Source organism: Pseudomonas sp. B21-021, assembly GCF_024749205.1.
Lineage (GTDB): Bacteria > Pseudomonadota > Gammaproteobacteria > Pseudomonadales > Pseudomonadaceae > Aquipseudomonas > Aquipseudomonas paraglycinae.
This window is the reverse complement of sequence record NZ_CP087192.1, coordinates 3,018,254-3,042,319: the sequence shown is the minus strand read 5'-3', so window position 1 is coordinate 3,042,319 and position 24,066 is coordinate 3,018,254. Positions and strand designations below refer to the sequence as shown.

Sequence of the window (24,066 nt, the reverse complement as noted above, 5' to 3'; positions counted from 1 at the left end):
CTTTTCATACAGCTTTATGAATGCGGTTAACCCGGACGCCGCCCTTGCAGGGACATGCGCACAGGCAAGGTGATGGAGGCCGGTGGCCGCTCGCTCAAAGCAGGCGCGTTGCGCAACGCGGCGAGCACTTGCGTATCGATCTCGGGGTTGCCGCTGGACTTGATCAGCTCGACCCGGGTGATCTCGCCGACGCTGCTCAGCCACACATCGGCCTGCAGCGAAAACGCGAGGTTGCGCAGGTCGAGGTTCTCGCGCAGCAGCTTCTGGAAGGTGAACGCGAGGAACTGGCTATACGTGCCGTTGCCCAGTCGCCCACCGCCGGAACCGGCCATGCCGCCGCCCTTGCCCGCGCCGATGTTGAAGGCGTCGCTGCCGCTCTGGGCGTCACCGTCCATCTGCATCGGGTTAGCCAGATCGTCCGCCGGCGATGGCGGCGCTTCTTCCTCGGGCTTGACCTCTTGCGGCTCGGGCGTTGGCTCGGGCTCGACGATTTTTTCTTCCACCGGGGTTTCCGGCTCCGGCGGTTTTTCCGGCGGCGGAGGTGGCGGTGGCGGCAACGGGATGATCGTCGGCACCTTCGGCGCTTCCCGGCGGATGCCGCTCATGTCGTTGGCCCACTGCCACAACAGGAATGCCGCGACGGCGCCCAGCAACAGCCCGGCGCCCCACTTCACGTAACGCAGTGGCGACTTTTTCACCGGCAAAGGCTCGATTGGCAGTTGTGCAGTCATCACTCAGCCCTGCGTCGGTTTGCCGGTAACGAGACCGACCTGGGACAGTTCGAGCCGGCGCAGCAGATCCAGCACTTCAATGACCTTCTGGTACTGCACCGTGGCGTCGCCGCGCACGATCACCGGGAAGTCCGGGTTCTGCGCCTTCTCGATGCGCAGGCGTTCTTCCAGCTCCGGCAGGGTCACCGGGTAGGCGTCGAGGAACACCTGGCCGCCGTCGTTGACCGAAATCGCCTTGGTCTTGGCCTCGGACAGCGACACCGCGGCGCTGGCCTTGGGCAGGTTGATCTGGATCCCGGAGACCTGCGCGGTGGCGGTGAGGATGAACATCACCAGCACCACCATCAGCACGTCCACCAGTGGCGTGATGTTGATGCTGTCCACTGCGGCATCTTCGTCATCGTCGTGGGAGGCATTTACGGACGCCATGTCTGTGCTCCTCAGGCCGGTACGGAGTGGTTGGCGTGATGACCGCGCTGATGCGCCGCTTCACTGGACTGGCCCTCGCCGTGCATCTCCGCCAGACGGGTGATGAACTCGTCGACGAACACACGCATGTCGGCGCTGACTTCCTTGTTGCGGGTGATCAGGCGGTTGTAGCCAAACAGCGCCGGGATCGCGACGAACAGGCCCATGGCCGTGGCCAGCAAGGCTGCAGCCATACCCGGCGCGATGGCGTTGATGTTGACGTCGCCGGCCATGGCCGTGCCGAGGAACACCACCATGATCCCCAGCACGGTGCCGAGCAGGCCGATGTACGGGCCGCCGGCGATGGCGTTGGACAGGGTCGAGAGTTTCGAGCTGAGCTGCTGGTTTTCCCGGGTGCGCACGCCGTCCATCGAGCAGCGGATCGCTTCGATGGTTGCGGCGGAAACCGACGAGGTATCGGCGCCCTGCTCGCGGCGGGTGCGGATCTCTTTCACCGCCACTTGATACAGGCGCCACAGCGGCGAGTGCTGCAAGCGCTGGGCGAGTTGCGTGTCGTCGGCGAACATTTCCAGGCGAGTGCCGACCTTGGCGAATTGCACGCGGAAGTCTTCGTTGGCGGCGGTGACGCGGCCCAGAGTGCGGTTCTTGCGCAGCATGATGATCCACGACTGGAACATCATCAGCACCAGCACCGCGATGATCACCCAGGCGTCCACCGGTACGGCGTTGAGCAGGAAACCGAGGCTGCCGAAACCGAAGCCGGACTGTTCTTCATCGACGCCATAGGCGACCAGTTTCGACTCGGCGCCCTGGGAAGTGGCGTCGGCCAGCAGCAACGGCGCCGGGCGGGCGACTTTCGACAGGCGCAGCTCGTCGATGGCGCCTACGAACGGCTGGAAGGGACCTTCGTGCAGGTCAGCGCCGATGGCCATGACCGAATTGAACGCTGGCATCGCTTGAGCCAGTGCTGCACCTTCGCGACCGTTGATGTACAGCGTCACTTTCGCGCCTTCGGCGGTCAGTGCGACGTGCTGCCATTGACCCGGATTCAGCGGCTGCGTGGCTACGGCGCGCTGGCCATCGATTTCCACAAATGGCACGCCTTGATTCACCCCGACCAGCAGGCTGTTGGTCCCCTCGCGGCGGGCCAGGATCAGTTGCTCGCCATTGGCCTGGTCCAGTCGCAGCCAGGCGCTGAAGGTGAACGCGCTGCCGGCGTTGTGCTGCAACGACGGACTGGCCGGCAACAGCAACGGCTGGCCGCTGAACTGCAAGGCCCGCCCTACTACGCCGTCGATGGCGGCACCGGTCGCGCTCTGTGCGGTGTTGCCGTAAGCGGTGGTGTCTTTCGCCGGGGTGCCGGTGGCGCCTTCGAAGTGATAGAGCGCGGTGTAATTCGGATCGAACGTCAGTTGGCCGTTGCCGGTGGCCGGCGCCTTCTGGTTGCCGTAGTACATCCAGATGTCCTGACGCTGCCCGCCCTCGACATTCGGCACATCGACCCAGATCAGCGCCATGCCCATCAGTGCATCGAAGCTTTCGATCTGGTGGTTGAGCACGGTCTTGTCATCGGCGGCGACGAAGCGCAGGTCCGAGCCGTCCTCTTTCACGCCGTCAAACGTGAAGTTGCCGGTGTGCAGACGCACCAGCAGCGCGGTGCGGCCCAGGGCCTGATTGATCGCGGCGCCTTGCGGCGTGGTGTCGACGGCGATCTGTTTGCGGTAATGCCAGTCGTCCTGCCACCAGGCCTGAGCCGTGGCCGGGAGCACGAAGCCCAGGCAGATCAACAACGAAAGGAAAAGGCGCTGCATGGAGGTGCTCCTTGTTAGAAAGTGGCCTGAAGGTTGAAGTGCAGGCGCGATTCCTGTTTCGAGGTGTTCGGCCCTTCGAGCAGCGGGTAGCCCCAGTCGAGGCTGCCGGACAGCCATTTGCTCAGGCTGGCGCGGGTGCCGAGGCCGACGCTGGCCAGGGCGTAATTGGCGTCCTGGTCCGGCAGTTCGTCGCGCAGATAGAGTTGCGCGCCTTCGGCGAAGGCGTAGAAGCGCCAGTCCTGCATCCAGCCGCCGACGTACTTGGCCAGCGACGGTGTGCGCAGCTCTTCGCTCAGCAGGAAACCGTCATCGGCGGTGCGTTCGGCCGCCAGATAACCGCGTACCGAAGTGGCGCCGCCGGCAGAGAATTGTTCGTTGGAAACCAGTGGCCCCGACGCCAGTTGGAACGCGGCTTTGCTCGCGCTCTGCCAGTCGTTGTCGAAGGTCCAGGTGAAGTTGGTATCGCCCTTGAGCACGGCGAAACTCGGGTTGGCGCGGTAGCGCTTGTAGTCGAAGTCTTCGTCGGAGCTGCCGTAGCCGAAGATGCTGCGAGTGGCCGCGACCAGGCTCAGGCCTAGGCCAAGCTGGCTCTTTTCGCTGTAGCGATAACCGTTGTAGGCGAAGGTGAACGGCGCGTATTTCAGCGGCACCTTGTCGCTTTCGCCGGACAGGGTCAGGCGTTCGTCGAAGTCCTTGAAGTCGATGCCAGCCGACAGCGAGTTCGACCAGTTGCCGCTGGACGGGATCGTGTAGATCGCCGACACGCCGTAGGAGTGGCCCTTGCCGAGCACGTTGCTGCCGCCGATGGTGGCGACGTTGCTGTCGGACTGATAACCGGAGAACTGCACGCTCCAGCGCTCGGTCAACGGCGCGGTGTAGGAGCCGGACCAGACCTTGGCATTGTCTGTCTCTTGCGGTGCGGTGAAGAACGTCAGGTTGACGCTGTGCCCCAACTGCCAAAGGTTGTTGTAGCCGAGGCTGGTGACGGTGCGCAGTTTTTCGGTGTCGGCGCTGTAGTCGTTGTTCAGCCCCACGCTGGCGGTCCACGGGTTCTGGTCTTCGACCTGCAAGTCCACGTCCATGGTGCCGGGGCGCTGACCTTCGCGCACCAGCGGCATCACCTGGCGGCCCGGGGTCTTGTTGAGTTGCGCCAGTTCGCCCTGGACCTTGGCGAAGTCCGGCACCTCGCCTTCCTTCAGCGCCGGGACGTTGTCGCGGATATCCAGCGGCGAATAGTGTTTGGCGCCGACCACCCGCACCCGGCCCACCTTGGTTTCGCTGACTTGCAGGTAGACGATGCCGTCGGCCACCGCCTGCTCCGGCAGTTCGACGAACACCGATTGGTAGCCGCGTTCCTGATAGGCCTTCTGCAAGGCATCCCGCGCGCCTTCGATGTCGCTCAAGGCTTTTTGCGGGCCGAGGAACGGATACACCGCTTCTTCGATCGCCCGAGCATCGAGCACGGTGTTGCCGCGCACGAAGTATTCGTTGACGTCCACCAGACGCTGCGCCGCTGCGTTCCCGGCCTCATCGGCGAACGCCGGCTGCGCGCCGGCCGTCACCAGCAGCCAGCCCCACAGCGCCAGCCGTGACGTGAAAATCTGATCCACACTACCCCCTGAAATTCGCGATGACCTGTTGGCGCTCATGCGCCTTGCGTGTGCGTCAGTTACTGGCGTTCTTGATTGCTGAAGTGCAGGCCCCGGTGTGCTTGCCCAGCCAGGTGTGCAGCAGCGCGAAGTTCAGCGAGAACTCGGGCATTTGCAGCAGCGCGCCGCAGAACACTTCACCGATGATTTTCTGGATGAGCTGCACCGCACGCGGCTCGTTGAGCAGCGTGGCGATGTCGCGACTGAGGACGTTGAAGCTCCAGACTTTCTGGTTCAGGCCCAGGCCGACGAACCAGCGGAACAGCAGGTTGTAATTGAGCTGTTCGTAGAGCTGCTGCTCGCTGGGCACCGAATACAGCAGTTGCAGCAGCAGGATGTGCATGACCGTCTGCGGGGCGATCAGCATGCCGGGTTGGGCATTGAGGTCGTGCAGGAGGTCGCGGTGGGCGTCGAGCAGGTCGTCGATCTGCGGGCGCAGCAGCACCAGCGAATGACCCGGCGGAATATAGCTGGAGACCTCTTTCAAGGCGCCCTGCCAGTCATCCTGCGACACGATCCAGACCCACGGCGCGCCGTAGCGATACACCGAAACCGGCTTCTTGCGCGCGGCTTCGACGATCTTCGACAGGCGTTGATCGAGTTCCTGCATGCCCACTTTCGAGTAGCGTTCCATAGTCCCCATTGCCTCACTCCCGGCGTCCCGCCTCGGCTTGTGAAAAGCGCCCTGTTGGGCCCCTCAAGCGCGTTACATAGGCATGACCGGACTGGCGATGTGCTACCGAACTTTTGTCATAAAAGCTTCATTACAGAAATTGATCGGGATTTGGCAGACAACACAAAACCCTTGTGGGAGCGGGCTTGCTCGCGAAAGCGGTGTGTCTGTCACCTAGAGAGTGACTGACGGGACGCCTTCGCGAGCAAGCCCGCTCCCACAGGGTTATGAGGTGTTTTCAGAAAAACATTCCGTCAGGTGTAGACCGGCCAGGTATCGACAATCTTGCCGCCACGTACCGCCAGCAAATCGCCGAATTGCAATAAGACAGCCTCGGTCTGGGTCGGCCGCAGAAAGACTTGGTCTTCCACGGTCAATCCCACGGCATTCGAACCGTTGATCATTTCCTGATTCGAGCTACGGCCGTAAACGCCATTGCTCTGCAATCCGGGCGGTGATTCGAACTCGGCCATCCAGTTGCCGCCGTAGATGAAAAAGGTCTGCCGTTGGTTGGTGTCCCACCACGAAAACAGCTTCGACTTGTCGTCCAGCGCCGGGATGTTCACCGCCCCCGTGCTTTTCAATACCGGTGTGGCGATGTACGCGGCGGGTTCATGTTCGACCAGCGACGGCAAGTCGTAATGAGTCGGCTTGAGCATCGCCGTCCCCACCGACACTTCACTGCTCAGGTGTTCGTTTTCATGCATGCGATAACTCGGGCTGCCGGCGGTGTTCAGGCACAACCCTTCATGCCACAGCGCCGGATATTGCTGCCGGGTGAAGTCGACGCAGCGCTGATAAATCACCATCACCTTGGCGAACAGTTCTTCGGGCGAACCGAGAATCCCCGGCACGCCCATGCCCACGAACGGGTCATAACCCATGAATCCGGCGAACTCCAGGTGCTGCGGGTTGGCGGCGATCAGCGCGAGCATCTGCCCGAGCACGTTCAGATCGCTGACACCGCCACGGTGCAGGCCGACGTCCAGTTCGATGTTGATCCGCATCCGCGTGCCCAAGCCCTGGGCCAGTGCGAGGTATTGCTGCAAGCGTTCGGGGTTGTCGATCAGCCATTGCAGTTGCTTCGTCGGGTCGAACGGGCCGTTGTGGGTTTGATAGAACAGCTCTGCCGAGCGCACCGGTAAGGGCTTGCCGAGCAGAATGTCAGACTGCGGGAACGTCACCGCATCGTGGTTGAGAAACGGCTGATGAAACGACATCAGCCGCTGCGTCCCAGCCCTTTGGCCGATGTAGCTGAGCAGGCCCGGCGATGGCAATGACTTCTCCACCAGCCGCAACTGCTTGCCCGCGCGCTTGACCGAGCGCATCACCACGTCGATGTTGTGGTCGAGGCGATCCAGGTCGATCAGCAGCACCGGGCGCATCGGGCCTTTGGTCTTGAGTTCATTGTTAAGCGCCCGGAAATAGTCACTGTAAGGCCCGCCGCGATCCCCCGGCCGCAGCCATGCGCCAACACCCACCAGCAAAGCGCCAACACCCAACGTCCCGAGCACGAAATTACGTCGATTGACCGCCATCAGCTCACCCCCAGAATCGACGACAGATGCCCGTTGAGAAACTTGCCGCTCGGGTCCAGCGCCTGGCGTACCTGAATGAATTCCTGCCAGCATGGATAGAGCGTTTGCAACGTGCGGGCATTCAGCGTGTGCAACTTGCCCCAGTGCGGGCGGCCGTTGTACTTCCAGAAGATCGGCTCGACGGCGGCGAAGAAGTTGTGATGGTCCATCTGGTAGTGCTGGTGGACCGAGATCGAACAGCTGTCGCGGCCCTCGAACATGCTCAGCGGAATGTCATCGGCCTTGACGTAGCGGTACTCGATGGGAAACCAGGTGCGCAGGTCCTTGTCGCGGATCAGCTTGAGAATCTCGCGCAGGCAGGCCGGGCCGTGTTCGGCGGGCACCGAATATTCCATTTCGTTGAAGCGCACGGTGCGCACGTTGGCGTAGATGTCGAACGAGTCGCCGACCCGGTCATCGAAACTCGCCAGATGCCGCAGGCTGTTGAGCAGCGAACTGCGCAAGCCCGGAAAATCGCTGCCGTATTTGTCGATCTTCTCGATCAGGGTCACGAACTCGTTGCCGCCCTCCTCTTCGGGCGGGATCGGCGGCGTGGGCGGATCGGTGGTTTCGTTGAGGGCGATCGACAAGGCGTAGTCGGAATGGGTGACAACGAGCATTTCCCAGTGCTGGTTTTCGCTTGTGTTCTTGTCCAGGTCTTCGAGCAGTTCTTCGGTCTTGGCGATCCATTGGGTTTCCCGCAGGCGATAGGCCGGGCGGTTTTGCAGGCGGATTTTGGTGGCCACGCCGAGTGCGCCGAGTGACACCCGGGCGGCGTTGAATACGTCGGGATGACGCTGGCTGTCGCAGTCCAGCACTTCCCCGCTGGCGGTCACCAGTTGCATCCCGCAGACGTGTGCGGAATAGGACTGAAAGGTTTTGCCGGTGCCGTGGGTCGAGGTGGAAATCGCCCCGGCGAGGGTCTGGTAATCGATGTCGGCCATGTTTTGCAGGGCCTGGCCGACGTCCTTGAGCGGCACGCCCATGCGCGACATCGGCGTGCCGGCGGCGAATTCGGCTTGCAGGGTTTTCGGGTCGTGGTCGAGCAGACCGTTGAAGTAGCTCAGCGACAGCAACGTGCCGTCGGTGGGCACCAGCGCGCTGAAGGAATGCGCCGAGCCGACCGGGCGAATCTTGCCCGGTGCCTGCTGAATGATCGTCGTCAATTCATCCAGATTTTTCGGCGCCACCCGCGCCGCCGGCAGGCAGCTCTGCCCGCCCGACCAGTTACGCCAGGGGATCAGCCGCGGTGCGCGCATCAACTGGCCCAGCGCCGGATTGGAAGCCAGCGCGCTGAACGCACCGACGATGCTTGCCCGGTGCAACAACTGCCGGCGTGTCAGATCTATCGGCATGCCAGGATCCTTATTGTGGGAGCGGCTGGTCGGCCATGAAGCCGATCAACTGAAGGAATTGTTCTTCCGAGCACTCGACGCACTGGCCCATCGGCGGCATACCGTTGTAGCCATTGATGGCGTGGTCGAGCAGCGTGTCGGCGCCCTGCCGGATGCGCGGCTCCCAGGCCTTGCGGTCACCGGTCAGCGGCGCATTTGCGGCGGGGTTGGCGTGGCAGAGCTGGCAGCTGTTGGCGTAGATCTGCGCCAGCGCCGGGTCTTTGGGAATGGTGTTGCTGTTGGTGCTGGCCGGGGGTTTGGGGTCTTCGCCGCAGCCAGGCAGCGTCATGGCCAACGCCAGTAATAATGTGAGTCGGATTGCCCGCATAACGGCCTCGCTTATTGTTGTGGTCACACCTTAAGGCAGGCGGGTCGGCGGGTTGAGGGCATTGCGGGACATTGAGGGGGGCAAACGGGGCCAGCCCATTACCTGAAGACGATCGTTCCCACGCTCCGCGTGGGAACGATCATGTGTGGATGCCCGCTCTGCTGTGCGGTTTCGCGTGACATTCGCGTGACATTTGCGGGTTTAAATTTCCGCGCATTCAGGCGTATAACCTGTTGAGACTTTTTGATCTGCATGCGGACATCAACACGGGGTAGCGACATGACCACAGCAAACATCCTTGGCAACCTGTTCCCTTCTGTCAGCGACATCCCGGAAAAATACCGCCTCGACGGTCAGGTCGAGCAACGCGAATACTTGGTCGATGGCGAATTGCGCCGCTGGGACGGCCCGCTCGCGACAGTGCGCAGTCCGGTCTATCTGCACAGCGACAACGGCGACGAACAAGTGATCCTCGGCAGCACGCCGCTGCTGGACGCCGACACCGCCCTCACCGCCCTCGACGCCGCCGTCCGCGCCTACGACCGGGGCCAGGGCCTGTGGCCGACCATGCGCGTGGCCGAACGCATCCAGCACGTCGAGGCCTTCCTTGGGCGCATGCGCCAGCAGCGCGACGCCGTGGTGAAACTGCTGATGTGGGAAATCGGCAAGAACCTCAAGGACTCGGAAAAAGAGTTCGACCGCACCTGCGACTACATCGTCGACACCATCAATGCGCTGAAAGAACTCGACCGCCGCTCCAGCCGCTTCGAGCTGGAACAGGACACTTTGGGCCAGATCCGCCGCGTGCCGCTCGGCGTGGCGCTGTGCATGGGGCCTTACAACTATCCGCTGAACGAGACGTTCACCACGCTGATTCCGGCGCTGATCATGGGCAACACCGTGGTGTTCAAACCGGCCAAACTCGGCGTGCTGCTGATCCGTCCACTACTCGAAGCCTTCCGCGACAGCTTCCCGACCGGCGTGATCAACGTGATCTACGGCAGCGGCCGCGAGACCGTCAGTGCGTTGATGGCCAGCGGCAAGATCGACATCTTTGCCTTCATCGGCACCAACAAGGCCGCCAGCGACCTGAAAAAGCTGCACCCGAAACCGCACCGTTTGCGCGCCGCGCTGGGGCTGGATGCGAAGAACCCCGGCATCGTCCTGCCGGAAGTCGATCTGGATAACGCGGTCAGCGAAGCGGTCACCGGCTCCCTGTCGTTCAACGGCCAGCGCTGCACTGCGTTGAAGATTCTGTTCGTGCATGAAGATGTGGTGGACAGCTTCATCGAGAAATTCAACGCCAAACTGGCCAGCCTCAAACCGGGCATGCCGTGGGACAGCGGGGTTTCGCTGACGCCGCTGCCGGAGTCGGGCAAGGTCGATTATCTGCATGGGCTGGTGGCTGACGCGCAGAGCAAAGGCGCCCAGGTGGTCAACCCGAATGGCGGCGAAGCGCGGGCTTCGTTCTTCTACCCGGCGGTGCTGTACCCGGTGACGCCGCAGATGCGCGTGTATCAGGAAGAGCAGTTCGGCCCGGTGGTGCCGATCGTGCCGTACCGTCATCTCGATACCGTGATCGATTACGTGCTGGAGTCGGATTTCGGCCAGCAACTGAGCATCTTCGGCACCAACCCGGTGGCGGTCGGCCGCCTGGTCGACACCTTCGCCAACCAGGTCGGGCGGATCAACCTCAACGCCCAGTGCCAACGCGGCCCGGACACTTACCCGTTCAACGGGCGCAAGAACTCCGCCGAGGGCACGCTGTCGGTACACGATGCGCTGCGGGTGTTTTCGATCCGTACGCTGGTGGCGACCAAGTTCCAGGAACCCAACAAGGATCTGATCAGCGAAATCATTCGCGGACGCGATTCGAACTTCATCGCCACCGACTACATCTTCTGAGGAGGAATCAGCGCTGAGCACTTTCAGCCCCCACCGCTGGCCGCCGCTGTTGCGGCGGATCCTGCGGCCGTTGCTCGACCCGTATCGACGTTATCGCCATGCACGCACGATTCACGCGGTGCGGGTGGCGTTGGGGTTACTGGCGACGATCCTGTTGACCACCGGCATCAATCTGCCCCACGGCGAATGGGCGTCAGTGACCATGCTGGTGGTGATCGGTGGCTTGCAGCATCACGGCAACATCGGCAAAAAAGCCGCCGAACGCGCCACCGGCACCTTGATCGGCGCCGGCGTCGGTTTGCTGCTAGTGGCGCAACAGGCGTGGCTGGGCCTGCCGTGGCTGACCTATTTTGCGATGGCGGTGGTGTGCGGATTCTTCTCGTACCACGCCATCGGCAAGGGCGGTTATACCGCCCTGCTCTCGGCCATCACCGTTTTTATTGTCGCCGGGCATGGCGACAACCCGATCACCGACGGGCTGTGGCGCGGGGTCGATATCCTGATCGGTATCGCCCTGGCCCTGGCCTTTTCCTTCGCCCTGCCGCTGTACGCGGTGTACTCGTGGCGCTACAACCTGGCCGATGCGCTGCGCGATTGCGCCACGGTGTACGGACGGATCATCGGTGGCCAACCGGTGACTGCCGATGAGCACCTGAAATTGATGAGCCGGCTGAACGCGGTGATGGTGCAACTGCGTTCGCTGATGCCGTCGGTGTCCAAGGAAGTCAAAGTGTCGATGACCGAACTGGACGCGATCCAGCGCAACCTGCGCATGTGCATCAGCACCCTGGAAATCCTCGGCAACATCCGCCCGGACGCCAGCGACCCCGACGCCATGGCGCACCTGCAAGCGGCGCTCAAGGCCGAGCACCGGCATATTCGGGTGCAATTGATCGGCATGGCCCGGGCGTTGAAAACCGGGGCGTCCGGTCGATTGGGACGTCCGCTGGAGTTGCCGGACGCCAGCCTCGACACGCCGGTCTACAGCCCGCTGGACGGCTACCGTTTGCTGACCCGGCAACTGGCGGCCAACATCGGCGAAATGCGCCAGCGCCTGGCGAAGACTGCGCCGCGCTGGAACATCTGAGGTTTACTGCGCGGCCAGGCGCCGCGCCTTGAAGCCCCAACCCTGTTGCATGCCGGCAGCGGCCAGCAGAATCGCCGCCACGCCGATCCATTGCAGGGTTTGCAGTTGGTGGCCGAAGGCAAACCAGTCGACGAAAATCGCCGCAATCGGGTAGATGAACGAGAGAGCGCCGGTCAATGCGGTCGGCAATTTCTGGATCGCGCCGTAGAGCAGCACGTACATCAGACCGGTGTGGACGATGCCCAGCGTCACCAGACTGGCCCAGGCACTCGGTGCCTCGGGCATCGCTGAAAAATGCGCGAACGGCGCGAGCAGCAACACCCCGGTGCAGACCTGGATCAGCGCAATCAGATGCGGCGGCGTGCCGGTCAGGCGCTTGATGATCAACGCGGCGATGGCGTAAAGAAACGCCGCCCCCAGCGCCAGCGCGATCCCCGTCAGGTAATCATTGCCGCCCTCGCCCTGCCCGCCGTGGGCACTGACGATGGCCAGCATTCCCATGAAAGAAATCGCCAGCCAGAACAGCTTCTGCAGGGTGATCTTCTCGCCGAGAAACAGCGCCGCCAAACCCACCAGCATGAACGGCTGCACGTTGTACACCGCCGTGCCGATGGCAATCGAGGCCCGTGAATAGGAGGCGAACAGCAGCACCCAGTTGCCGACGATTGCCATCCCGCTGAGCACCGCCAGCAGAAACGTGGTGCGGGTCAGGATGCCCGGCCGCAGGAAACCGAACGCAGCGCAGATCAGCAGCAAGGTGCCGGCGCCGAACACGCAGCGCCAGAACACCACGTCCAGCACCGGTTGCCCGGACACCAGCACAAACCAGCCGATGGTCCCGGATATCAACATGGCGGCGGTCATTTCGAATGAGCCGCGACGGATTGTTTTGTCCATCATCAATCTCCTTAATGTGTGGCAAAAGTATGCCAAGCGCGACCGGGGCTTCTCCAGCGCAAAAAGCAGGCTAAACTCGATTTCTGCCTTTTTTATCAAGGGTGGTTTGCGTCATTCGCCTAATGCGGGAGTTTTTGTATGACCGACGATATCGACCAGATCCTGATCGGGGCCTTGATGGAGGATTCGCGGCGCTCGCTCAAGGCGCTGGCGCAGATCAGCGGGTTGTCCTCGCCGAGCGTGGCCGAGCGTTTGCGCCGGCTGGAAGAACGCGGTGTGCTCAAGGGCTACACGGTGGAGATCGATCCGAAATGCTTCGGTTATCAGTTGCAGGCGATTGTCCGGGTGCGGCCATTGCCGGGACAGCTCCAGGAAGTCGAGCGGCAGATTATGTCGATTCCGGAGTTCACCGAGTGCGACAAGGTCACCGGCGAGGACTGCTTTATCGCCCGCCTGCATGTGCGCTCGATGGAACAGCTGGATACCCTGCTTGATCGGCTGAATACGCTGGCGGAAACCAATACTGCAATCGTCAAGAAGACCCCGGTGAAACGTCGATTGCCGCCGATGGCCTGAGCGGCGTAAATTGAGTTTTTTCCGGCGAAGGATTGGCGGTATGAAAATTCAGGCAATGATGCTGACGGCGTTGATGCTGGCTGGGTGCGGGACGGTGCAGACCGTTGCGTTCAGTGACAAGCACTCCACCGACCAGTTGAAAGCGAACAAATCCTACTGCGGCGCCGTACCACGCATCTACAGCGGCGTGACGTACGACTTCTGCTTGCTGCACGCCGAAAAGCCGGATGACGTCGATGCGTTTAACTACAAGAACGCGACGCCGGGTTTGCTGGTCGATGCGGCCGTGTCGGGAGTGCTCGATACGTTGCTGTTGCCTTACACGATCTACAAGCAACAGGCCGATGGCAGCATCGTGATCAATTGATCGCCTGCTCGCTTTTTCGCAGGCAACAAAAAACCCGCTTTCGCGGGTTTTCTGTTTATTGCAGTGCAGCGATCAGTCGTCGCGGCTCATGATGCCGAAGATCTGCAACAGGCTGACGAACAGGTTGTAGATCGATACATACAGGCTGATGGTCGCCATGATGTAGTTGCGCTCGCCGCCGTGGATGATGGCGCTGGTCTGGAACAGGATGCAGACCGACGAGAACAGCACGAAACCTGCGCTGATCGCCAGTTGCAGGCCGCTGATCTGGAAGAACATGCTCGCCAGCGTCGCGCCCAGCAGGACGAAGAAACCGGCGGTGATGAAACCACCGAGGAAGCTCATGTCCTTGCGGGTGATCAGCACATAAGCCGACAGACCACCGAACACCAGTGCGGTCATCGCGAACGCGGAGCTGACCACTTCAGCGCCGCCCTGCATGCCCAGGTAACGGTTGAGGATCGGGCCGAGCAGGAAACCCATGAAACCGGTCAGGGCAAACGCCGACACCAGGCCCCAGGCGGAATCACGAAGCTTGTTGGTGAGGAAGAACAGCCCGTAGAAACCGATCAGCACCACGAAAATATTCGGGTAGCCGACCCGCATCTGCTGGGCCACGAACGCCATCACACCGCTGAATGCGAGGGTGAGCGCCAGTAGACCGTAAGTGTTGCGCAGGACGCGGCTAACCTCTAGCTGCTCAGCCTGCACGCTGTTGTGAACTGCGTAATCCTGTTCGCGCATGGCGACACTCCTGTTGGTTTGAAACGTTCAGTCGCAAAGATCATAACAGACGCTCTGTAACAAGCCATGCACAGAGTTTGACAGTGTGTTTCATTCAGGTATTATGGCGCCCGCAACGCAACGGAGGTGTGGCCGAGTGGTTTAAGGCAACGGTCTTGAAAACCGTCGACTGTAACAGGTCCATGAGTTCGAATCCCATCGCCTCCGCCATCTTATGTACGACAAAGCCCTGATTATTCAGGGCTTTGTCGTTTCTGGCTTCCAGGAATTTTACTCCTCTCCCTCAGGATGGTTTGCGCATCTTTTCGGTCACTTCCGCACCCCCTGCTCTTCCGACAAGGCGGCGCCCCCCCCCCCCCAAAAAAAAATAGTTGTCTCCACCTCGCAACTGAGGGAGGCAGCTGTCTTCAACATGCAGTTTTCAGTCAAAAGCCGACAGTCCCAAAATCAAGCGTTCTGACGTCCGAAACCTGACGATTGTGTTCGGAATGTAGAAAAGTCTTTCCCTGATTCACTCCTGTTTCCACAAAACCCTCAAGCCTAAAGTTCGTCCTGCCAGCAAGATCAAACTTACTTCAGGAAATCTCATCATGAAAACTGCAATGATCATCGTCGCACTCTTGGGCTTCAGCTCTGTGGTAGCGGCACAGGACGGTACTGCCAAGAATCAACAGGTCGAGCAATATGGCTACGGCACCCACCTTGATGTCGCCAAGGTCATCTCTGAAGACCCGGTGCCGGATATTTGTGCAGTCGTACCGACACACATGACCTACCAGGATTCGCAAGGCAAACAACACGTACTGGCCTATAACGTCATGGGCCGCTGCAGCCAGGGCTAAGTAACCTGTTCGCCGATCATTGCGCCTCGGGAAGTTGCTTCATCGAGGCGCAAATACCTTTCTGCCCCGCAGTGTTTCAACCGATAAGTGCTTTGGCCGTGGCTGCCAGCCGACTGCCAACCTGATCTTTCAACGTTTCGATGAAACGCGTGATTTTTGCATCGACGAACTGTCGCGAGGTATAGACGGCATACACGTTACGCTCGTAGGTATGGTAGTCAGGCAAAACCCGCACCAGCTTGCCGGAGCGCAGGTCGTCGATGGCCGTGAACCCGGCCAGCAAGCCAATCCCGGCACCCTCTCGAATGGCAAGCGCCATCGCATCCATATCGTTGACGCTGAAACTCGGCCCTGTCGGGATAAATGTCGCGTCCCCCGCCTTGCTTTTGAGCTGCCACTCATCCCGCGCATAGTCCACCGTACCCAGCAGCAAACACTGGTGATCACGCAGATCTTCAGGCGTCTCAAGAGGCGCATGCCGGGCAAGGTAGTCTGGCGACGCCACCAGAACACAGTGGCTGACACCGATCTTTTGGCTGACGTACGCGGAATCGGGCAGCGCTCGGGCGATCAGAATCGAGACATCCAGTTGGTCTTCCAGCAGGTTTGGCATTCGTTGCGAAAGCAGTAAATCCACGGACACCTCCGGGAATTGCTGGCGGTACTCCAGCACGGCCCGCGTGACCAGATGCCGAGCCAACCCCGGAACGCAATGCACCCGCAGTGTTCCCCGAGGCTCCAGCGCCGCATTGCTGGCTTCGGCTTCGGCACTTTCCAGATCAGCCAGAATTTTCGTGCAGCGCTCATAGAACCGTCGCCCCGCATCGGTGACCGACAGGCGCCGCGTCGAGCGCTGCAACAGTCGTGCGTCGAGCACGTTTTCAAGCGCAGATACAGCACGCGATACGTTACCGACCGTGGAGTCCAGATGATTGGCCACGGCCGTGAAACTGCCCATCTCGACAACCTTTATGTACACCGACATGTTCGAAAGCTTATCCATCACGACCTTCCTGTAGATCTGGCGCTCACCCGTGATACCGCTTTTTTCAGGATGCTACACGGTCGGCCCGCAGCCCGATATTACCTCTGCGGACAACAATGATTCCCTTTGGCCCGACTAAATCAACGGGCCCTCCTTCCATAGACTTGTTTGCACAAGCTTCCTGATCTGGCTTTGCAGCACAGCCAATCAGGCACCGAGCTTCATACGAATCTCACAACCAACTGAAGGCCACATCATGAAGACTTCCTACGATCCGCTTTATCTTTTCATCGGGGGTGAATGGCTCAACGCCGAAGGGCGCGAGACTGTCGCCGTCGTTAACCCGGCAACCGGCCGGGAAATCGGACGCGTCCCACTCTCCACCGCAGACGATCTTGATCACGCCCTGGCAGTGACTCGACTGAGCTTCGAGCAATGGCGCCAGACCGTGCCCGACAAACGCGCAAAAATTCTCAAGCGTGCCGCCGACCTGATCCTCGAACGTGCACCGCAGATTGCTGCGCAGATGACCCTGGAGGAAGGCAAACCGCTGGGTGAAAGCCTGGATGAAGTGACCCGCGCGGCGGAGTATTTCGAATGGTTCGCCGAAAGTGCCCGGCGAATCGATGGCCGTGTGGTCCCGGCCAATCGACCAGGCGTGCTGCAACTGGTCAAACGCCAGGCCATCGGCCCGGTGGCCGCATTCACGCCCTGGAATTTCCCGGCCATCACCCCGGCACGCAAACTCGCGGCAGCGCTGGCTGCGGGTTGCAGCGTCATTCTCAAGCCAGGTGAAGAAAGCCCCTCCACAGCGCTGGCCCTTGCGCGTGCACTCGATGATGCTGGATTGCCCAAAGGTGTACTGCAAGTGGTCTTTGGCGTACCGGATCAAGTGTCCAGCCATCTAATCGCCTCGCCGATCATTCGCAAAGTGACCTTCACCGGTTCAGTGCCGATCGGGCGCCTGCTGTCTGCACGAGCTGCCGAAGGCGTGAAGCCCATCACCCTTGAACTGGGTGGGCACGGACCGGTGCTGGTGTTCGAAGATGCCGACATTGAAAAAGCCGCTATCGAAGGTGTCGCCAATCGGTTTCGCGGGACCGGGCAAGTGTGCATTTCATCCACTCGGTTTCTGATCCAGCGTGGTGCCTATCAAGCCTTCGTCGATCACTTTGTCGCAGCGACCCAAGCGCTGAGAATAGGTGACGGCCTGCATCCAGACACGCAGGTCGGCCCCCTGGCCAACCCAAGGCAATTGGCAAAAATGGAAGAACTGGTCGCCGATGCCGTCGAAAAAGGTGCACGGGTATTGGTCGGTGGTGAAGCCTTGTCAGGCGAAGGCTGCTTCTTCCAACCCACGGTTCTGGCGGATGTGCCGATGGATGCCCGCGTGATGCACGAAGAGCCTTTCGGCCCTATCGCCGTGCTGATGCCGTTCGATGAACTGGCAGATGGTTTGAAAGAAGCCAACCGCCTGCCCTACGGCCTCTCTGCCTATGCGTTCACCACCAGCGCTCGCACGGCCATTGACGTCGCGGACGGATTGGAGGCCGGGATGATCGGGATCAACCAATACCGCATCGTCGCTACCGAGCTCCCCTTCGGCGGGATGAAAGAAAGCGGTCACGGCTCCGAAGGTGGCATTGAAGGTATCGAGCACTATCTCACCCACAAATTCATCAGCCAGGTTTAAGGAGTTCGCCCATGTCCAAGCTCAATTTCAGCAGTCCTCGCGAAGCCGCGCGCGCGTTCACGCCAAAGCTGGCGCAATTCGTCGACTCGACGCTTTATCCGCAAATCTGGAGCGATCCCGCGCTGTCCCCGCGCGACCGTAGCCTGATCACCGTGGCGGCATTGATTGCCGCTGGTCACTCGGAAGAGTTGCCTGCCCACTTACGCCGCGCGGCTGGCAACGGTGTAACCCAAGGCGAACTGGCGGCAGCGATCACGCACCTGGCTTTCTATGTGGGCTTCCCTGGCGCCATCACTGCTTCTGCTATTGCCAACGCCACGTTCAGCGAAACGGAGAACAACTGAATGAAAGCCATCAACATCAGACAAGTCGGTGCGCCAGACGTCCTTGAACTCGTCGAAGTCGCCAATCCTGAAGTGCGGCCTGACGACCTGCTGGTACGTGTCTATGCCGCCGGGGTGAACCGTGCGGATCTGACGCATCGAACCGGTGGGTACGGCCATCCGAATTTCGGCGACTCGCTGATCATCGGCCTGGAAATCGCCGGCGAAGTGATCGGGAAAGGTAGCGCGGTGACGGGGTTCGAAGCAGGTGATCGAATCATGGGCGTGGTCGGAGGCGGTGCCTACGCCGAACTGGCACGCATCGATTACCGCATGGCCATGCACATCCCGGCGCAGCTTGACTATGTACACGCGGCGGCTATTCCAGAGGTCTTCGTCACGGCCCATGAAGCGATGATGCATCTGGCTCGGCTCAAGGCCGGCGATTCAGTGTTGATTCATGCGGCCGCCGGCGGCGTCGGGTCTGCCGCGGTGCAGCTGGCTTATGCCACGGGTGCCACGGTGTATGCGACGGCCGAAGGCAGCAAGTTGGCGCGTGTCGAGCATTTGGGCGCTGACGTGGCGATCGACTACAAGACGCAGGATTTCGCTGACGTAATCGCCGCCAAAACCCAGGGTCGCGGCGTCGATGTCATCATCGACTTTATCGGGGCGCCCTATTTCGCACGCAACATCGCATCCCTTGCAAAGGGCGGTCGCCTGGTTCAGGTGGGCATCCTCGGCGCAGGCGGCAACGTGACCGTAGCGCTGGAGGACATTCTTTACCGCCATTTGCAAATCATCGGTACGGTGATGAAGTCGCGTACGCAGCCGGAGAAGCACGACATGATCAAGCGCTTCCGCGAGCACTGGCTTGATCGCTTTGAAGGGGCCGGAAGCCTTGAGCCTGTCGTCGATAGCACGTTTGCGTTATCACGGGCTGCCGATGCTCACCGCCGAATGGAGTCTTCCGAGAACGTCGGGAAAATCATTCTGACGATGCAGCCTGAAGACTTGCTTTGAGTCTGGCCAAAACGGGGTGAAGACGCCTCCTGGAAAAATCGGCAAGACTATTTTGCTAACATCGCGCGCTCCAGCCCAATTGCACGAAGTAAACCGCAGGTATTTACATGTTCGACAGAAGCGATTTCGATCAACTATCGAGTGACCAGCAGATTTGTAGTGCTGCACGAAGTGAATATCGCGGTCTCTACTACGTCACCTATCCAAACGACGCCTTTCGATATTCTGAGTCGCAGGAGACCATCAGAATAACTCGCGCACCCAAACGGCATGGTGAAGACGGACTGAAATTCTGGCTCCAGGCGGAGTACCTGGATTGGCGACCTGAAAGTGACAGCCGTTTCCCGCAACACGTATCCGACGCCAAGTTTGAGAAAATCCCGGAAGCTGTTTTCAATCAGATGATTGTGGATCGGACGATTGATTTGATTGCTCCGCTCAAGCAACCGCTGCATGAGCCGACAGGTTTTGTCGGAGCGTTGTTGATGTACTCAATGAAGACGGATTTCATCGTTTCACTGTTCGCGGAGTATGAAGACGAGTACATCCATTTCCACTGGTACACGATTTCATAAGCTCTGGCACCAAGGGCTCACGCGGACGTTTCCGGGGTTTGGAAATGACGAGCCAATAGCGCCAGGCTGTTCACGTGCGCGGACAAAGAGGCCCGCCAGAACGGGCCTCGATTTCCTGCATTTATCGCTACATCGGTTTGACTATTGCAGCCCGCGCCCTGGCGTCGGGACCGATCTTGAACCAGATCGAGTACATCGCGGGCAGGAACACCAGCGTCATGACGGTGCCGACGAGCGTACCGCCAATCAGGGTATAGGCCAACGTCCCCCAGAACACCGAGTGTGTCAGGGGAATGAACGCCAGGATCGCCGCCAGGGCTGTCAACAGTACCGGTCGCGCACGTTGCACCGTGGCTTCGACGACAGCGTGAAACGGATCCAGCCCTTCTTGCACGTTGTGATGGATCTGACCGATCAAAATCAGCGTATTGCGCATCAGGATCCCCGACAGTGCAATCAACCCGACCAACGCATTGATGCCAAACGGCTGATTGAAAATGAGCAGTGTCGGCACCACGCCAATCAAGCCCAACGGCGAGGTCAGGAACACCATGATCATCGCCGAGATCGAACGGACCTGCACAATGATGATGACCAGGGTCATGGCGATCATGATCGGCAACAACGGCAGGATCGCCTTGCCGGCCTTGCCGGACTCTTCGATCGCACCCGCCTGCTCGATCCGGTAACCGGAAGGCAGTTTCTCGATGATCGGCTGCAGTTGCTTCAGCAGCGCACTGGAAACGTCCGGTGGCTGCAAGTCTTCGGCAATGTCGCCGCGCACGGTGATGGTCGGGGTGCGATCACGCCGGCGCAGGATCGGATCCTCCATGCGCACATCGACCTCGCCTATCTGCGACAACGGGACACGCTGCCCCGCCGCACCGACCAAGGTGAAGCCTTCGATTTGCTGCGGATCGAGCCGGATATCGCCCGCTGCCCGCCCCATGACCTGCACAGAACGAATGTCCTCACGCACCGCCGTGATCGGTACTCCGCTGAGCAGGAACTGCAACTGCTGTGCAACCGCAGTCGATGTCAGCCCCACTGCCTGCAGACGATCCTGATCCAAATTGAAATGCAACGACGGAGACAGCGGACCCCAATCAGTGTTCACGGTTCTCATCATCGGGCTGTCCTGCATCACGCCCCGCACCTGCTCGGCGATCACCCGCAACTTGGCCGGATCAGGCCCCATCACCCGGTAGGCCACCGGAAACGGCGAGTAAGGACCAAACACGATTTGAGTTGCCCTGAGACGCGCCTCCGGGGCGAGCCCTTGAGCGACCGCGTCACGAAAACGCAGTTTGAGGGTTTCCCGTGCCTCCTGACTGTCGGTCAGCACCACGATCTTGGCGAACGACGGATCGGGCAGTTCCGGCGCCATCGCCAGGAAGAAACGCGGCGCCCCTTGGCCAATATAGGCCGTGACGATTTTTGCCTCGTCTTGCTGGCGCAGCCAGGCTTCTACTTTGGCGGCCGTGGCGCTGGTCTGCTCGATGGAAGTGCCGTAGGGCATTTGCACCTCGATCATGACTTCGGGACGGTCAGAGGTCGGGAAGAACTGTTTTTTCACCAGGCCCATGCCCGCCGCTGCCACGAAGAACAGGACAATAACCATGCCCGCGACCAGCCATTTGCGCGCAATGACCCGAGTCAGAATCCGGCGGAAGCGGTTGTATCGCGGCGTGTTGTAGATCGCCGCATGTCCACCGTCCACCGCCTTGATATCCGGCAACAGTTTCACGCCCAGATAAGGGGTGAACGCCACTGCCACGACCCAGGAAGCGATGAGAGCTATGCCAACGATCCAGAACATGTTGCTGGTGTATTCGCCGGCCGTGGACTGAGCAAAACCGTTCGGCAAAAAACCGATCGCCGTCACCAGGGTTCCGGACAGCATCGGCGCCGCCGTGTGGCTCCAGGCATAGGCAGAGGCCTTGATGCGATCGTAGCCCTCCTCCATTTTCACCACCATCATTTCAATGGCGATGATCGCGTCATCGACCAGCAGCCCGAGCGCCAGAATCAACGACCCCAGGGTAATACGGTCAAAGTTTTTGCCGGTGGCTGCCATCACCACAAACACGATCGCCAGGGTCAAAGGCACGGCGGCGGCGACCACCACGCCGACACGCCAGCCCATGCTGAGAAAGCAGACGAGCATGACCACCAGCAGCGCGACGAAGAATTTGACCATGAACTCGCCGACGGCAGAGTCGATATTCACAGCCTGGTCGGTGACCTTCGAGAGGCTCATGCCCAGTGGCATTTCCTCATTGATCCTTGCGGTCTCGGCATCCAGCGCCTTGCCCAGATCAAGGCCGTTCCAGCCCTCACGCATCACCACTCCGAGCAACAGCGCCTCTTCGCCGTTATTGCGCACCAGAAAGGTGGCCGGGTCTTCGTAACCTCGTTCGACCGTCGCCACATCAGACAACTTGAGTGTCCGCCCCTGCACGATCACAGGGGTGTCGCGGATTTTTTGCAGCTTGTCGAACGCACCATCGAGGCGCAGAAAAACCTGTGGCCCGCTGGTGTCGATTGATCCGGCCGGGGTCAGTGCGTTCTGACTGTTCAGCGCGGCGAAGATGTCCTGCGGTGACAAGCCCAGGGTCGCCAACCGGTCATGCGAAAAGGAAACAAATATTCGTTCGGCTTGTTCGCCGATGATGTTGACCTTCTTCACCCCCGGCACATGCAACAGGCGCTGGCGCATGGACTCCGCATCGCGGACCAGCAGACGTTGCGGCTCGCCCTTGGCTTTCAGGGCGAACAGCGCAAAGGTCACGTCCGAATACTCGTCGTTGATCATCGGCCCGATGACGCCCGCCGGCAACTTGATCGCTTCATCGTCGAGTTTTTTACGCGCCTGATAGAACTCTTCCTGCACTTGCGAGGGCGGCGTGCTATCGAGCAACGAGACCATCGTGAAAGCGAGCCCTGGCCGCGTATAGGTTTCCGAGCGGTCGTACCATTTGAGTTCTTGCAGGCGCTTTTCCAGTGGCTCCGCGACCTGATCCTGCATCTCCTGTGCGGTCGCCCCCGGCCACGCCGTGATGACGGTCAACTGCTTGACCGTAAACGGAGGATCTTCGGCACGCCCCAGCTGGAAGAACGCCAGGGTGCCGGCAACGGCGATCAGGAAAATCAGAAAGACCGTGATCGAACGCTCGCGAACGGCGATGGCAGAGAGGTTGAATAGGCCCTCGCTCATGGACGACTCCCGGCAACGGTCGCCGCATCAGGCACGGGCATTCTTACTGCTTCACCTTCGCGCAACAGGTGAGCGCCCAGCGCCACAATCTGTTCGCCAACCCGGAGATCGCCAGCGACTCGGGCCGAATCGTCGCTCAACCCCAGCACCCGAACCGCTCGCCAGGTCACGGTTGGCGGTGTGCCGTCGATGACCCACACGCCAGGACCTTGACCCGCGTCGTAAAGCGCGGCAACAGGCACTTGCAACGATGCGGCAGGTGTCGAACCCTCGGCGATTCTGAGGGTGACTGTCGAACCTATCGGCGCATTGGCCAGCGCGCCTTCCAGTACGTAGCGCGCCTCGAACGTACGCGTCGTGCGATCTGCCGAATCGGAAAGCAACCTCAGTTTCGCGGTAACAGCACCCGAGGCGTCGCCATAGAGCGTGGCTTGCGCGGTGGATCCTGCTGCGGGGCGCAACGTCTCGGGCAAGTGCACGATGGCCTCGCGCTGCCCTGCCCGCGCCAGTCGAACCACCGGTTGTCCAGGGCTGACGACTTGTCCGGGTTCGGCGAGTGTTTCCACCACAACGCCGTCGGCATCGGCGACCAGCACCGCATAACCGGAAGCGTTGCGGGCTACGTCCGCTTGCGCTTCAGCAGCGCTGAGTTGCGCCTTGGCGGTATCTGCGGCGGCTTTGATCTGATCGTAGGCCGATGCGGAAATGGCGCCGGCGCTGACCAGAGTGCGATAGCGGGCTTCGTCATCGGCTGTCTGCCTGGCCCGGGCCCGGGCGGCGGTGACCGACTCCTGCTGCGCGCGTGCCTGCAACCCCAGGTCGATGGGGTCGAGCCGCATCAGCGGCTGACCGCGTTTGACGCTCTGCCCCGTGTCAACCAGACGCTCGAGCACCTTGCCCGAAACGCGAAACCCCAGATCGCCCTGAATGCGCGCCGTCACCACTCCCGTGAAGGTGCGAGAACCGTCAGCCGCAGCCTGAACGGCGGTGAACCTGACCAGAGGCGCCTGTGTGCGCGGGTCTGCAACGGATGAGGAATCACCGCACGCCGCCAGGGCGAGTGGCAACAGGCATGCGGCAATGGGGGAAATTCGAAGCCGGCGCATAGGTTCACTTACTGAAATAGGATGATCATCATATTCTCATCTTTGTGACCAATATCGTCAACAGTCACATTAAATGAGGTATTCGACGCTCCAGTTTTATCATTTATGCCGTGACTGCCTTTTCAAGCCTTAAT

Annotated in this window: 22 protein-coding genes and 1 tRNA gene; 10 read left to right on the top strand and 13 right to left on the bottom strand. The window is 60.7% G+C overall.

Annotated elements, in window-relative coordinates; translation table 11 throughout:
- Positions 1–26: 26 nt before the first annotated feature.
- The 8 genes from LOY31_RS13580 to LOY31_RS13545 form a co-directional block, all read right to left on the bottom strand.
- A complete protein-coding gene (locus LOY31_RS13580; RefSeq protein ID WP_221533816.1) occupies positions 27–731 on the bottom strand; it encodes an energy transducer TonB in 705 nt (234 codons plus the stop codon).
- Positions 732–734: 3 nt separating this feature from the next.
- A complete protein-coding gene (locus LOY31_RS13575) occupies positions 735–1,160 on the bottom strand; it encodes a biopolymer transporter ExbD (protein WP_007955109.1) in 426 nt (141 codons plus the stop codon).
- An 11-nt stretch (positions 1,161–1,171) separates the two neighbouring features.
- Positions 1,172–2,971: a DUF2341 domain-containing protein gene (locus LOY31_RS13570; protein ID WP_258713494.1), complete on the bottom strand. Its 1,800-nt coding sequence runs from the start codon at positions 2,969–2,971 to the stop codon at positions 1,172–1,174.
- Between the two features lie 14 nt (positions 2,972–2,985).
- Positions 2,986–4,581: a ShlB/FhaC/HecB family hemolysin secretion/activation protein gene (locus LOY31_RS13565; protein WP_258713493.1), complete on the bottom strand. Its 1,596-nt coding sequence runs from the start codon at positions 4,579–4,581 to the stop codon at positions 2,986–2,988.
- Between the two features lie 55 nt (positions 4,582–4,636).
- Positions 4,637–5,263 (bottom strand): transposase, encoded by a 627-nt coding sequence (locus LOY31_RS13560; protein WP_074690888.1) that lies wholly within the window; start codon positions 5,261–5,263, stop codon positions 4,637–4,639.
- 284 nt (positions 5,264–5,547) lie between these two features.
- Positions 5,548–6,756 (bottom strand): DSD1 family PLP-dependent enzyme, encoded by a 1,209-nt coding sequence (locus LOY31_RS13555; protein WP_258713604.1) that lies wholly within the window; start codon positions 6,754–6,756, stop codon positions 5,548–5,550.
- A 74-nt stretch (positions 6,757–6,830) separates the two neighbouring features.
- Positions 6,831–8,159 (bottom strand): D-arabinono-1,4-lactone oxidase, encoded by a 1,329-nt coding sequence (locus LOY31_RS13550; RefSeq protein ID WP_258713603.1) that lies wholly within the window; start codon positions 8,157–8,159, stop codon positions 6,831–6,833.
- Between the two features lie 76 nt (positions 8,160–8,235).
- Positions 8,236–8,592: a cytochrome c5 family protein gene (locus LOY31_RS13545; protein ID WP_258713492.1), complete on the bottom strand. Its 357-nt coding sequence runs from the start codon at positions 8,590–8,592 to the stop codon at positions 8,236–8,238.
- A 279-nt stretch (positions 8,593–8,871) separates the two neighbouring features.
- On the opposite strand from LOY31_RS13545, the gene LOY31_RS13540 reads away from it, so the two are divergent.
- Positions 8,872–10,497: an NADP-dependent glyceraldehyde-3-phosphate dehydrogenase gene (locus tag LOY31_RS13540; protein ID WP_258713491.1), complete on the top strand. Its 1,626-nt coding sequence runs from the start codon at positions 8,872–8,874 to the stop codon at positions 10,495–10,497.
- A gap of 46 nt (positions 10,498–10,543) precedes the next feature.
- Positions 10,544–11,584, top strand: coding sequence for an FUSC family protein (locus tag LOY31_RS13535; RefSeq protein ID WP_258713602.1), 1,041 nt, complete (start codon positions 10,544–10,546; stop codon positions 11,582–11,584).
- A gap of 3 nt (positions 11,585–11,587) precedes the next feature.
- On the opposite strand, the gene LOY31_RS13530 is transcribed toward LOY31_RS13535, so the two are convergent.
- Positions 11,588–12,481, bottom strand: a complete 894-nt coding sequence (locus LOY31_RS13530) for a DMT family transporter (protein WP_085604204.1) — start codon at positions 12,479–12,481, stop codon at positions 11,588–11,590.
- Positions 12,482–12,619: 138 nt separating this feature from the next.
- Here LOY31_RS13530 and LOY31_RS13525 point away from each other — a divergent pair, with 138 nt between their 5' ends.
- Together LOY31_RS13525 and LOY31_RS13520 are read left to right on the top strand one after the other, a co-directional pair.
- A complete protein-coding gene (locus LOY31_RS13525) occupies positions 12,620–13,057 on the top strand; it encodes an Lrp/AsnC family transcriptional regulator (RefSeq protein WP_007955121.1) in 438 nt (145 codons plus the stop codon).
- Positions 13,058–13,097: 40 nt separating this feature from the next.
- A complete protein-coding gene (locus LOY31_RS13520) occupies positions 13,098–13,424 on the top strand; it encodes a YceK/YidQ family lipoprotein (RefSeq protein WP_085604207.1) in 327 nt (108 codons plus the stop codon).
- A gap of 72 nt (positions 13,425–13,496) precedes the next feature.
- Here the strand turns inward: LOY31_RS13520 and LOY31_RS13515 are convergent, their stop codons facing one another.
- On the bottom strand, positions 13,497–14,168 hold the full coding sequence (locus tag LOY31_RS13515) for a Bax inhibitor-1/YccA family protein (protein ID WP_007955123.1): 672 nt from the start codon (positions 14,166–14,168) through the stop codon (positions 13,497–13,499).
- 122 nt (positions 14,169–14,290) lie between these two features.
- Here LOY31_RS13515 and LOY31_RS13510 point away from each other — a divergent pair.
- Together LOY31_RS13510 and LOY31_RS13505 are read left to right on the top strand one after the other, a co-directional pair.
- Positions 14,291–14,378, top strand: a tRNA-Ser gene (locus LOY31_RS13510).
- A gap of 380 nt (positions 14,379–14,758) precedes the next feature.
- Positions 14,759–15,010, top strand: a complete 252-nt coding sequence (locus tag LOY31_RS13505) for a DUF2790 domain-containing protein (protein ID WP_007955124.1) — start codon at positions 14,759–14,761, stop codon at positions 15,008–15,010.
- 76 nt (positions 15,011–15,086) lie between these two features.
- Here LOY31_RS13505 and LOY31_RS13500 read toward each other — a convergent pair whose 3' ends face one another.
- Positions 15,087–16,013: a LysR family transcriptional regulator gene (locus tag LOY31_RS13500; protein ID WP_258713490.1), complete on the bottom strand. Its 927-nt coding sequence runs from the start codon at positions 16,011–16,013 to the stop codon at positions 15,087–15,089.
- A 238-nt stretch (positions 16,014–16,251) separates the two neighbouring features.
- On the opposite strand from LOY31_RS13500, the gene LOY31_RS13495 reads away from it, so the two are divergent.
- The 4 genes from LOY31_RS13495 to LOY31_RS13480 all read left to right on the top strand — a co-directional run bounded on the left by LOY31_RS13495 (position 16,252) and on the right by LOY31_RS13480 (position 19,609).
- On the top strand, positions 16,252–17,688 hold the full coding sequence (locus tag LOY31_RS13495; RefSeq protein ID WP_258713489.1) for an NAD-dependent succinate-semialdehyde dehydrogenase: 1,437 nt from the start codon (positions 16,252–16,254) through the stop codon (positions 17,686–17,688).
- 11 nt (positions 17,689–17,699) lie between these two features.
- On the top strand, positions 17,700–18,032 hold the full coding sequence (locus LOY31_RS13490) for a carboxymuconolactone decarboxylase family protein (RefSeq protein ID WP_258713488.1): 333 nt from the start codon (positions 17,700–17,702) through the stop codon (positions 18,030–18,032).
- On the top strand, positions 18,033–19,034 hold the full coding sequence (locus LOY31_RS13485; RefSeq protein WP_258713487.1) for an NAD(P)H-quinone oxidoreductase: 1,002 nt from the start codon (positions 18,033–18,035) through the stop codon (positions 19,032–19,034).
- A 107-nt stretch (positions 19,035–19,141) separates the two neighbouring features.
- Complete coding sequence (locus LOY31_RS13480; RefSeq protein WP_007955136.1) at positions 19,142–19,609, top strand: hypothetical protein; 468 nt, start codon at positions 19,142–19,144, stop codon at positions 19,607–19,609.
- Positions 19,610–19,736: 127 nt separating this feature from the next.
- On the opposite strand, the gene LOY31_RS13475 is transcribed toward LOY31_RS13480, so the two are convergent.
- Complete coding sequence (locus LOY31_RS13475; protein WP_258713486.1) at positions 19,737–22,826, bottom strand: efflux RND transporter permease subunit; 3,090 nt, start codon at positions 22,824–22,826, stop codon at positions 19,737–19,739.
- Complete coding sequence (locus tag LOY31_RS13470; RefSeq protein WP_085604223.1) at positions 22,823–23,932, bottom strand: efflux RND transporter periplasmic adaptor subunit; 1,110 nt, start codon at positions 23,930–23,932, stop codon at positions 22,823–22,825. The genes LOY31_RS13475 and LOY31_RS13470 overlap by 4 nt, the downstream gene beginning before the upstream one ends.
- Positions 23,933–24,066 lie beyond the last annotated feature (134 nt).

Bases quoted from the DNA above. Each gene is read 5' to 3' on its own strand.
- LOY31_RS13580 (WP_221533816.1), bottom strand. From the start codon at position 731: ATGACTGCACAACTGCCAATCGAGCCTTTGCCGGTGAAAAAGTCGCCA.
- LOY31_RS13575 (WP_007955109.1), bottom strand. From the start codon at position 1,160: ATGGCGTCCGTAAATGCCTCCCACGACGATGACGAAGATGCCGCAGTG.
- LOY31_RS13570 (WP_258713494.1), bottom strand. From the start codon at position 2,971: ATGCAGCGCCTTTTCCTTTCGTTGTTGATCTGCCTGGGCTTCGTGCTC.
- LOY31_RS13560 (WP_074690888.1), bottom strand. From the start codon at position 5,263: ATGGGGACTATGGAACGCTACTCGAAAGTGGGCATGCAGGAACTCGAT.
- LOY31_RS13545 (WP_258713492.1), bottom strand. From the start codon at position 8,592: ATGCGGGCAATCCGACTCACATTATTACTGGCGTTGGCCATGACGCTG.
- LOY31_RS13540 (WP_258713491.1), top strand. From the start codon at position 8,872: ATGACCACAGCAAACATCCTTGGCAACCTGTTCCCTTCTGTCAGCGAC.
- LOY31_RS13530 (WP_085604204.1), bottom strand. From the start codon at position 12,481: ATGGACAAAACAATCCGTCGCGGCTCATTCGAAATGACCGCCGCCATG.
- LOY31_RS13525 (WP_007955121.1), top strand. From the start codon at position 12,620: ATGACCGACGATATCGACCAGATCCTGATCGGGGCCTTGATGGAGGAT.
- LOY31_RS13520 (WP_085604207.1), top strand. From the start codon at position 13,098: ATGAAAATTCAGGCAATGATGCTGACGGCGTTGATGCTGGCTGGGTGC.
- LOY31_RS13515 (WP_007955123.1), bottom strand. From the start codon at position 14,168: ATGCGCGAACAGGATTACGCAGTTCACAACAGCGTGCAGGCTGAGCAG.
- LOY31_RS13505 (WP_007955124.1), top strand. From the start codon at position 14,759: ATGAAAACTGCAATGATCATCGTCGCACTCTTGGGCTTCAGCTCTGTG.
- LOY31_RS13500 (WP_258713490.1), bottom strand. From the start codon at position 16,013: ATGGATAAGCTTTCGAACATGTCGGTGTACATAAAGGTTGTCGAGATG.
- LOY31_RS13495 (WP_258713489.1), top strand. From the start codon at position 16,252: ATGAAGACTTCCTACGATCCGCTTTATCTTTTCATCGGGGGTGAATGG.
- LOY31_RS13490 (WP_258713488.1), top strand. From the start codon at position 17,700: ATGTCCAAGCTCAATTTCAGCAGTCCTCGCGAAGCCGCGCGCGCGTTC.
- LOY31_RS13485 (WP_258713487.1), top strand. From the start codon at position 18,033: ATGAAAGCCATCAACATCAGACAAGTCGGTGCGCCAGACGTCCTTGAA.
- LOY31_RS13480 (WP_007955136.1), top strand. From the start codon at position 19,142: ATGTTCGACAGAAGCGATTTCGATCAACTATCGAGTGACCAGCAGATT.
- LOY31_RS13475 (WP_258713486.1), bottom strand. From the start codon at position 22,826: ATGAGCGAGGGCCTATTCAACCTCTCTGCCATCGCCGTTCGCGAGCGT.
- LOY31_RS13470 (WP_085604223.1), bottom strand. From the start codon at position 23,932: ATGCGCCGGCTTCGAATTTCCCCCATTGCCGCATGCCTGTTGCCACTC.